The sequence below is a fragment of the Zemynaea arenosa genome, from assembly GCF_004614185.1.
GTDB lineage: Bacteria > Pseudomonadota > Gammaproteobacteria > Burkholderiales > Burkholderiaceae_D > Telluria > Telluria arenosa.
The window spans coordinates 1-8,431 of record NZ_SPVF01000087.1 but is presented as its reverse complement, the minus strand read 5'-3'; the positions used below and the strand labels follow the sequence as shown (position 1 = coordinate 8,431).

Annotated in this window: 9 protein-coding genes; 6 read left to right on the top strand and 3 right to left on the bottom strand. The window is 65.9% G+C overall.

Translation table 11 applies throughout. The features are described from left to right. From E4L96_RS24045 to E4L96_RS06280, 6 genes are all read left to right on the top strand, one after another. A partial coding sequence (locus E4L96_RS24045) for a hypothetical protein (protein ID WP_220433398.1) occupies positions 1 to 310 on the top strand: 310 nt, incomplete at its 5' end. A gap of 22 nt (positions 311 to 332) precedes the next feature. Next, positions 333 to 1,328, top strand: a complete 996-nt coding sequence (locus E4L96_RS06300; RefSeq protein ID WP_135206366.1) for a BMP family lipoprotein — start codon at positions 333 to 335, stop codon at positions 1,326 to 1,328. 74 nt (positions 1,329 to 1,402) lie between these two features. Continuing rightward, a complete protein-coding gene (locus tag E4L96_RS06295; protein ID WP_135206365.1) occupies positions 1,403 to 2,932 on the top strand; it encodes an ABC transporter ATP-binding protein in 1,530 nt (509 codons plus the stop codon). Between the two features lie 32 nt (positions 2,933 to 2,964). Next, on the top strand, positions 2,965 to 4,053 hold the full coding sequence (locus E4L96_RS06290) for an ABC transporter permease (protein ID WP_135206364.1): 1,089 nt from the start codon (positions 2,965 to 2,967) through the stop codon (positions 4,051 to 4,053). 3 nt (positions 4,054 to 4,056) lie between these two features. Then, entirely contained in the window at positions 4,057 to 5,022 is a 966-nt protein-coding gene (locus E4L96_RS06285; protein ID WP_135206363.1) for an ABC transporter permease, read from the top strand. A 4-nt stretch (positions 5,023 to 5,026) separates the two neighbouring features. After that, entirely contained in the window at positions 5,027 to 5,578 is a 552-nt protein-coding gene (locus tag E4L96_RS06280; protein WP_135206367.1) for an RNA 2'-phosphotransferase, read from the top strand. 212 nt (positions 5,579 to 5,790) lie between these two features. On the opposite strand, the gene E4L96_RS06275 is transcribed toward E4L96_RS06280, so the two are convergent. From E4L96_RS06275 to E4L96_RS06265, 3 genes are all read right to left on the bottom strand, one after another. Then, positions 5,791 to 6,570, bottom strand: a complete 780-nt coding sequence (locus tag E4L96_RS06275) for a MipA/OmpV family protein (RefSeq protein WP_229414256.1) — start codon at positions 6,568 to 6,570, stop codon at positions 5,791 to 5,793. A gap of 151 nt (positions 6,571 to 6,721) precedes the next feature. Then, on the bottom strand, positions 6,722 to 7,786 hold the full coding sequence (locus E4L96_RS06270; RefSeq protein WP_135206361.1) for a S1/P1 nuclease: 1,065 nt from the start codon (positions 7,784 to 7,786) through the stop codon (positions 6,722 to 6,724). A gap of 2 nt (positions 7,787 to 7,788) precedes the next feature. After that, positions 7,789 to 8,431, bottom strand: a 643-nt coding sequence (locus E4L96_RS06265) for a phospholipase D-like domain-containing protein (protein WP_229414254.1), incomplete at its 5' end; no start/stop codon positions are given.

Sequence of the window (8,431 nt, the reverse complement as noted above, 5' to 3'; positions counted from 1 at the left end):
GCCCCTGCACGGCGCCCTCGCGGGAGCGGGCCTGGCGTGCGCGCACACGCAGCGCGCCTGCGACATCCTCGCCACCACGTATGAAGCCAGCGATGCGCACTGCGGATTCGTCGCCGTGGCCCCGCCCTGCGCGCCAACGGCGACCCGCGCCGAGCTTCTCGATGCGGCGCGCCGCACCTGGCGCGGCTGGCGCGACACGGCATCGACCTGGAAACAATCGGTAACGGCTTGCTCGACGCAGCCCTGCGACAATTCGGTCCGGAGACCCCTCCCAAACTGCTGGCTTTGCCAGGCTGGCCGGGTACAATAGCGGAATTCCAGGAGCCCCTTACATGAAATTCAAGTCTCTCAGCGCCACCTTGGCTGTCCTGTGCGTCGCCGGCTCCGCCGTCGCATCGGAACGGCACCTCGGCATCGTGTACGACGCGGGCGGGCGCTTCGACAAATCTTTCAACCAGTCCGGCGCGGAAGGCGCGGCGCGGTTCAAGAAAGACACCGGTCTCGATTACTACGAAGCCCAGGCGGCATCGGACATCCAGTCCGAGCAGGTCCTGCGCGCACTGGCACGCAAGAAGCTGGACCTGATCGCGGTAATCGGCTTCTCGCAGGCGCAGTCGGTGACCAAGGTCTCCAAGGAATTCCCCAACGTGCGCTTCGTGATCGTGGACGGCGTGGTCCAAGGCCCGAACGTCAACTCCGTGGTGTTCAAGGAAGAAGAAGGGTCCTACCTGGTCGGCGTGGCCGCGTCGATGGCGTCGAAGTCGAAGAAGGTCGGCTTCGTGGGCGGCATGGACATCCCGCTGATCCGCAACTTCGCCTGCGGTTACGCGCAGGGCGCCAAGGCGGTCAACCCGAAGGCCGAGGTCTACCAGAACATGGTGGGCACCACCTCCGCCGCGTGGAACGACCCTGCCAAGGGCGGGGAACTGGCGCGCGCGCAGTTCGACCGCGGCGTGGACGTGGTGTTCGCGGTGGCCGGCGGCTCGGGCCTCGGCGTGCTGCAGAAGGCCAAGGAGCAGAACAAGCTCGGTATCGGCGTGGACTCCAACCAGAACTACCTGCACCCCGGCCACGTCCTGACCTCGATGGTCAAGCGCGTGGACAACGCGATCTACGACGAATTCATGAAGCAGAAAAACGGCACCTGGACCGCGGGCATGACCCACAAGGGCCTGAAGGAAGGTGGCGTGGACTGGACGCTCGATAAATACAACCGCAGCCTGATCACGCCCGAGATCGAAGCGAAGGTCAACGAAGCCAAGACCAATATCGTCAACGGCAAAGTGAAGGTCATCGACTACCGCGCCGGGAACAGCTGCCCGGTTTAAACCGCCGAACCACGCGATCGCGCGCCGCCGGGCCCCGCCTGCGCGGCGCGTTTTCAAATCACGACAAATACTCTATGCAGCCAGCTGTTGAATTTCGCAATATCAGCAAGGCCTTCGGCGCCGTGCAGGCGAATGCCGATGTCAGCTTCCCGATCGCCAAGGGCTCCATCCACGGCGTGATCGGCGAGAACGGGGCCGGCAAGTCCACCCTCATGAGCATCCTGTACGGCTACTACAACGCCGACAGCGGGCAGCTCGTGATCGACGGCCAGGAACGCGACATCCGCACCTCGCACGAGGCGATCGCCCTCGGCATCGGCATGGTGCACCAGCACTTCATGCTAGTCGAGAATTTCACGGTCCTCGACAACATCATGCTGGGCAGCGAAGGGGGGTTCAAGCTGTCCGCGCACCGCACCGAGGTCGAGGCGAAGCTGCGCGACATCTGCCAGCGCTACAACCTGCAGATCGATCCGCTGGCGAAGATCGAGGACCTGTCCGTGGGCGCGCAGCAGCGCGTCGAGATCCTCAAGCAGATCTACCGCAGCGCCAATATCCTGATCCTGGACGAGCCGACCGCCGTGCTGACGGCGCAGGAGACCGCGTCGCTGTTCGAGATCCTGCGCACCTTCAAGGAGCAGGGCAAGACCATCATCCTGATCACCCACAAGCTGGGCGAGATCATGGAGATCACCGACCAGGTGACCGTGATGCGCGCGGGCCGCGTGGTGGGCGCGGTGACCACGGCCGAGACCTCGAAGGAGGAGCTGGCGCGCCTGATGGTGGGCCGCCCGATCCAGACCGAACTCCCGCGCGCCGCCTACAATCCGGGCGCGCCGGTGCTGAAAGTGTCCGATGTCGCACTCACCGATGCGCAGGGCGTGAAGCTGCTGGACGGGATCAACTTCGAGCTGCGCGCGGGCGAGATCGTCGCCATCGCGGGTGTCTCGGGCAATGGCCAGAGCCAGCTGATGGAGATTTTGTCGGGCATGCGCCTGCCCTCCTCCGGCGGCGTGGAATTCCTCGGGAAACCGCTGCCGTTTGCTGGCCGCGCCGATGCGGACGGGCTGCCGAAAGTGTTCCGCCGCCTGGGTATCGGCCACGTGCCGGAAGACCGCCTGCGCGATGGCGTGGTGAAGGCCTTCACAGTTGAACAGAACACGGTGCTGGGCTACCAGGACCAGGCCCGCGGCGCATGGGGCCTGCTGGACTTCGGCCGCATCAAGTCGCGCTGCGCGGAGCTGATCAAGGCTTTCGACGTACGGCCGACCAATCCGGACCTGCGTATCGGCCTGCTCTCCGGCGGCAACCAGCAGAAGGTGGTGATCGCGCGCGAAGTGGCGGCGCGGCCCAAGCTGATGCTGATTGGCCAGCCCACCCGCGGCGTCGACATCGGCACCATCGAATCGATCCACACCCAGCTCCTGCGCCTGCGCGACGAAGGCGTGGCGATCCTGCTGGTGTCGGTGGAGCTGGAAGAAGTGCGCGCGCTGGCGGACCGCATCATCGTCATGTCGGGCGGCCGCATCACCGGCCAGATGGACATCGGCGACTTCGACACCACCCGTATTGGCCTGCTGATGGGCGGGATGCATAAATCGTGACGACCACTCCTCCGAGCGTGAGTACTATCCGCATGAAGAAAACTGAGCTTCCGCGCTGGGCCACCGGCTTTGCGCTGCCCCTCCTCAACCTGCTGTCCGCCATGGTGGTGGCGGCCATCGTCATCCACATCCTCGGCGAGGATCCGCTGGACTCGATGCGCATCCTGTTCAACTCCGCGTTTTTCGATCCGGAGGGCCTGGGCTACACGCTGTTTTACGCCACTACCTTCGTGTTCACGGGACTGGCGGTGTCGGTCGCGATGAAGGCGGGCCTCTTCAATATCGGCGCCGAGGGGCAGATGTACTTCGGCGGTCTTGGGCTGACCCTGGCCATGCTGGCCCTCGACCACACCCTGCCCGCCTCGCTGCTGGTGCCGGCCGCGATGATTGGCGCGGCGCTGTTTGGCGCGCTGTGGGCCTGGCTGCCGGGCTACCTGCAGGCCAAGCGGGGCAGCCATATCGTGGTCACCACGATCATGTTCAACTTCATCGCCGCGGGGCTGATGAACTTCATCATCGTGAAGTACCTGATCCCCGAGGGCGAGCAGAATCCCGCCTCGCGCGTGTTTGCCGATGCGGCCTTCATGCCGCGTCTGTACCACTGGTTCCCGCCGTTCGGCGAGCATACGCCGGTCAACCTGTTCTTCGTGGTGGCGCTGATTGCGCTGGCCATTTACGGGATCGCGGTGTGGCGTTCGGCGTGGGGCTATGAGCTGCGCGCGACCGGCCTCAATCCGCAAGCGGCGCACTACGCGGGCGTTTCGATCAGCGGCATGATCATCGTGGCGATGCTGGTGTCGGGCGCGCTGGCCGGTCTCGGGTCGGTCAACTCGATCCTCGGGTCGACGCACTATCTGTCGCTGAACTTCCCGGCGGGTGCGGGCTTTGTCGGCATCGCGATCGCACTGATGGGGCGCCAGCATCCGGTGGGCATCCTGCTGTCCTCGATTTTGTTCGGGGCGCTGATCCAGGGCGGCTTCGACCTGTCGCTGGAGAAGCCGAATATTCCGCAGGAGACCTTCATCTTTATCCAGGGTCTCATCATCCTGTTCTGCGGCGCGATGGAGAACCTGTATGCGCCGGTCATCATGAAGCTGATTAACCTGGGCGCGAAGGACTAAGCCATGGACGATTTACACCTCGCCAGTATCCTGGTCTCCACCGTGCGCAATGCGCCGGTGCTGCTGTTCGCCGCCATGGCGGGCCTGTTTGCGGAGCGCAGCGGCGTAATCGACCTGGCGCTTGAAGGGAAGATCCTGTGCAGCGCCTTCGTGTCCGCAGGCGTGGCGTATTCGACGCAGAATCCGTGGATCGGCATTCTCGCCGGGGCGGCCGTGTCGGCGCTGATTGGGCTGCTGCAGGGCTTCGTGGCCATCACGCAGAAGGGCAACCAGCTGGTGGCGGGCATCGCCATCAACATCGCCATGAGCGGGCTGACCTTCGTGCTGGCGCAGTACATTTACCAGCAGGGCGGGACCACGCCGGAGCTGGGCGACTTCCGCCTGCCGGAAGTGGTGCTGCCGGGCAGTGAAGCGCTGGCTGGCGTGCCGTTCATCGGCTGGCTGTACGGGACGCTGATCGGCGGACACTCGGTGCTGACCTATGTGGCCTTTCTGCTGATCCCATTCGTGCACTGGGTGCTGTATCACAGCCGCTTTGGCCTGCGCCTGCGGGCGTGCGGCGAGAATCCGCATGCGGCGGATGCGGCGGGCGTCTCGGTGCAGCGCACCCGCTACACGGCGATGGTCATCGCGGGGGTGCTGTGCTCCTTCTCGGGCGCATATCTCGCCGTGGTGCAGAGTGGCTTCTTCCTGCGCGATATGTCGGCGGGTGCGGGTTATCTCGCGCTGACGGCACTGGTCTTCGGTAACTGGCGGCCGTGGTTCACGGCGCTGGGCTGTTTGATGTTCGGCTTTTTCAGCGCGTTGCAGATCCACCTGGAGGGCGTGGTGCTGCCGGGCGTGGGGCGGCTGCCGGGGTCCCTCATTCAGATCATTCCGTACGTCGTGACGGTGATCGTGCTGGCGGGGCTGATGGCCAAATCGGTGGCGCCGAGGGCTTTGGGCACGCCGTTCGTCAAATCGCGCTGATGTGATGGCGGCGGGCGGGCGCGCCGTCCAGCTGAGAAAAACCCTCAGCTTTGTACTGCGGCACCAGCCTTGGTCGATCGGGCTGGTGCTGGATGAACAGGGCTGGGTCGAGATCGATGAGCTGCTTGCCTGGGCCCATGCCAGCGGGCGGCGCATCACGCACGCCGAGCTGCTGGAGGTGGTTGCCTCCAGCGACAAGCAGCGCTTCACTGTCTCTTCCGATGGGCGCCGCATCCGCGCGGCACAAGGTCATTCCGTCCCGGTGGACCTGGCCCTTGCGCCGCAGGTACCGCCAGCGGTGCTCTACCACGGCACCGCCTCCCGCTTGGTCGCCGCGATCATGGCGCAGGGCCTGCGTGCGCAGGCGCGCCGGCAAGTCCATCTTTGCACGGATATCGACACTGCGCGCCGGGTCGGCGCCCGCCACGGCCTGCCCGTGGTGCTGGTGATCGACGCCGCGCGCATGCACGCCGCCGGCCACGTCTTCTTCGTCGCCGACAACGGCGTCTGGCTCACCGACCGCATCGCCCCAGGCTACCTCTCCCGCCTCCCCTAGCGATGCCCCGCCACCACAGGGGTCAGGCACCGCTCCCTTCGGGTGGGGTCAGGCCCCACCTTTCTGCAAAGAATGCCCCCAGAATGATGCAGCTGTTGATAAGCTGTTGATAACTAGCCGGGGTCAGACCCCAGGGAGAAGGCAGGCCTGACCCCGGGGTTGAGGGGGCGCAGGGCGGTGCGTGCACCGCAGCCTGTTTGGGGGCGCGTGTGCTAGCGCGCGGCCGGGGTGCTGGAGCGGCCCAGGGTCCAGAGGAGGCCGATGCCGGCGGAGGTGCCGGAGCTCTTCAGGTACAGGGGACTGGCCTTGTTGGCGGAGGCGCTGTAGTTTTCGTAGCGGGTGTAGGCGAAGACGCGCACGTCTTCGCTCACCTTGTACGAGGTGCTGGCGCCAATCCGCGTCAGGATCAGTCCCGCGTCGGCGGCGTACGTGGGGCGCGCTGCCGTCGCGTACTGCGTTGAAACGCCGTAGAAGTAGTCATTGATGGAGCGGTCGCCGAAGGCGGCGGCGACATGGGCGTCGAAGGTCCACTGGCCGGTGGCGTCGCGCGTCTCCCAGATCAAGCGCGGTTCGGTCACCCAGCCGCGCTTGTGCAGCCCGCCCCGCACTTCGATCACGGTGCGCACGGGTAGATCAAGACGCAGGCGGCTGGCAGGCGTGGGGTTGCCGAGATTGACCCGCAGGCGGGGACCAAATTCACCCAGCGGGCCGAGGTTCGGCATGCCCTGGCGCGCGGCCACATCGTCCGAGCGCGCGGGCAGCGAGGCGGCAAAGCCGACGTCCAGCTCATACACGTCACTGTGCAGCACGCGCGCGCCAATGCCGCCCTGGTCGGAGCGGATCACTTCTCCGCGATAGATGATGAAGGGCAGGACCAGCGCGCGCGACGAGCGATCGGCCGACGCGGGATAGGCCGGCGTGCTCACCGCACCGAGGCCAATACCCGCTTCCCACAGCGGCAAAGGCGCGGCGCCAGCCGCCCCGCATGCCACGGCCAATGCCGCTGCAGCGGCAAGACGCGGAACGCTGCCAACAGCATGGCCAGCGCACTGCTTTCCAGCTTGGCGCGCACGGCCAGCGCGCACGCCCACGGGACGCACCGGCCGCTCGACTGCTTCAGTCACACGCACGGGGCACCCCATCTTATTTCGCGTCCGGGAAGATGGCTTCCAGCGCCTGGGCCAGGTGGTAGCCGGCCTTGGTCATCTGCGTACGCGCGATGTCGGAGCTCGGCACCGGATAATTCGCCGGCACTTCCAGCGGCCAGGTGTAGTACAAGGTGCCCTTCTTGGACGTCTGCTGCGTCGCCACGCCCGGCACCACGTCCTTGAACGCTTCCTTCGACACCACCAGCGAATCGTCGGCCCACTGGTACGGCCAGGTCGTCACCTCGCCCGTGTTGGCAGCCACCGCGGGCTTCTTGTCGATCATCGCCTGCGCAAACTGGTCGTAGGTCTTCACGCTGGTCCGGCGGAACGCGTAGTCGACGGCGGTCACGTCCCAGTAGGTGTGGAACGGCTTGGTCAGCGCCTTCGGCTTGCCCTCGACCACCGGCACCGGCTCGCCCGGCGGAATCGCGGCGCCCTTCTCGGCCGCGGCGATCTTCTCTTCGCTCATGAGCAGGTTGTTCCCGCCCACCGAGTCGAACACGGAGACGTTGTCCAGCTCCGCTTTCGTCTTCGGCACCACGAAGGTGTTGGTCTTGTCGACGAAGGCCGCGCCCACGTGCAGCGGCTGGTGGATGTCGCCGGTCATGTGCACCAGCAGGATCAGCGCCTGGCGCTTGGTGAAGTGGTGCGGATTGGTCTTCTCGTTGTCGTTCCCCTGCAGGACGGCGATCGCCTCCTTCAGCGTCTGCACGATGTCGTCTTCGTCGGTGCCGACATCGCCGTCATGGTAGTGCGCGAGCTGGAACGGCACGTCCGTGTAGTGGTAGGTGCTGTGCTTCGGATTGGCCGCGACGTAGGCGAGCATCTCGGGCGTCTGCGGGCCGCACCAGTTGCCCTTCACGCAGTCCGGCCACACGGAGATCGACGCCAGCGTCTCGCCAGGCAGCAGGATCTCCTTGATCATCTTCTCGGCGCGCTTCCCCTTCAGCAGTTTGTCGGCGATGGCGCCCACCGCCTTGTGGCCATCATTGCCCCAGGCGAAAGCGTTGGTCGCGGCGAAAGCAGTGGCCAGTGCGAGGACACAGGTGAGTTTTTTCATGGTCATTCCTTGGTGGGTTCGCCGGTCTTGAGCGGCTTGGGGTAATCCTTGTTGATATCGAGTGGCTGCGCGTACGGCGAGTTCCACACCTGCTCCTGCATGCGCCACACCCGCTGCGCCATGGCGCCGTCACGCAGCAGCACCTCGAGATTGCGCGACTTGTCGAGATACCCGCCGGCCCAGTTGCTGGTACCGATCCAGACGGCCTTGCCATCGACGACCATGGTCTTGCTATGCATGACGCGCGCGAACGGAATCGGCCCGCCCGACCACTGCGGCAGCGTGACCACGCGGATCTGCACATGCGGCAGCAGCGCAAGGCTCTTGAGGTAGTCGATCGACGGCTTCTCGGTGTTCCAGTTCGAAACCAGCAGCTTGACGGTGACGCCGCGCGCAGCCGCGGCCCGCACGGCGTTGTCAATCACGGCATAGTACGGCCGCGTGCCATCGGGCCCATAACCGAGCGGTGCATAGTCGAGCGCCTGCATGCGCACTTCGCTTTTCGCCTGCGCCAGCAAGGCGGTCAGCGTGGCCTGCGAATCGGCGACGCCCGGCGGATTGAAGGCGGCGGGGCTGGCGAGCAGCTGCACGTGCGCCGCTGGCGCCGCGGCGAGGCTCGCGCCGACCGGCGCCACCGCAGCACCC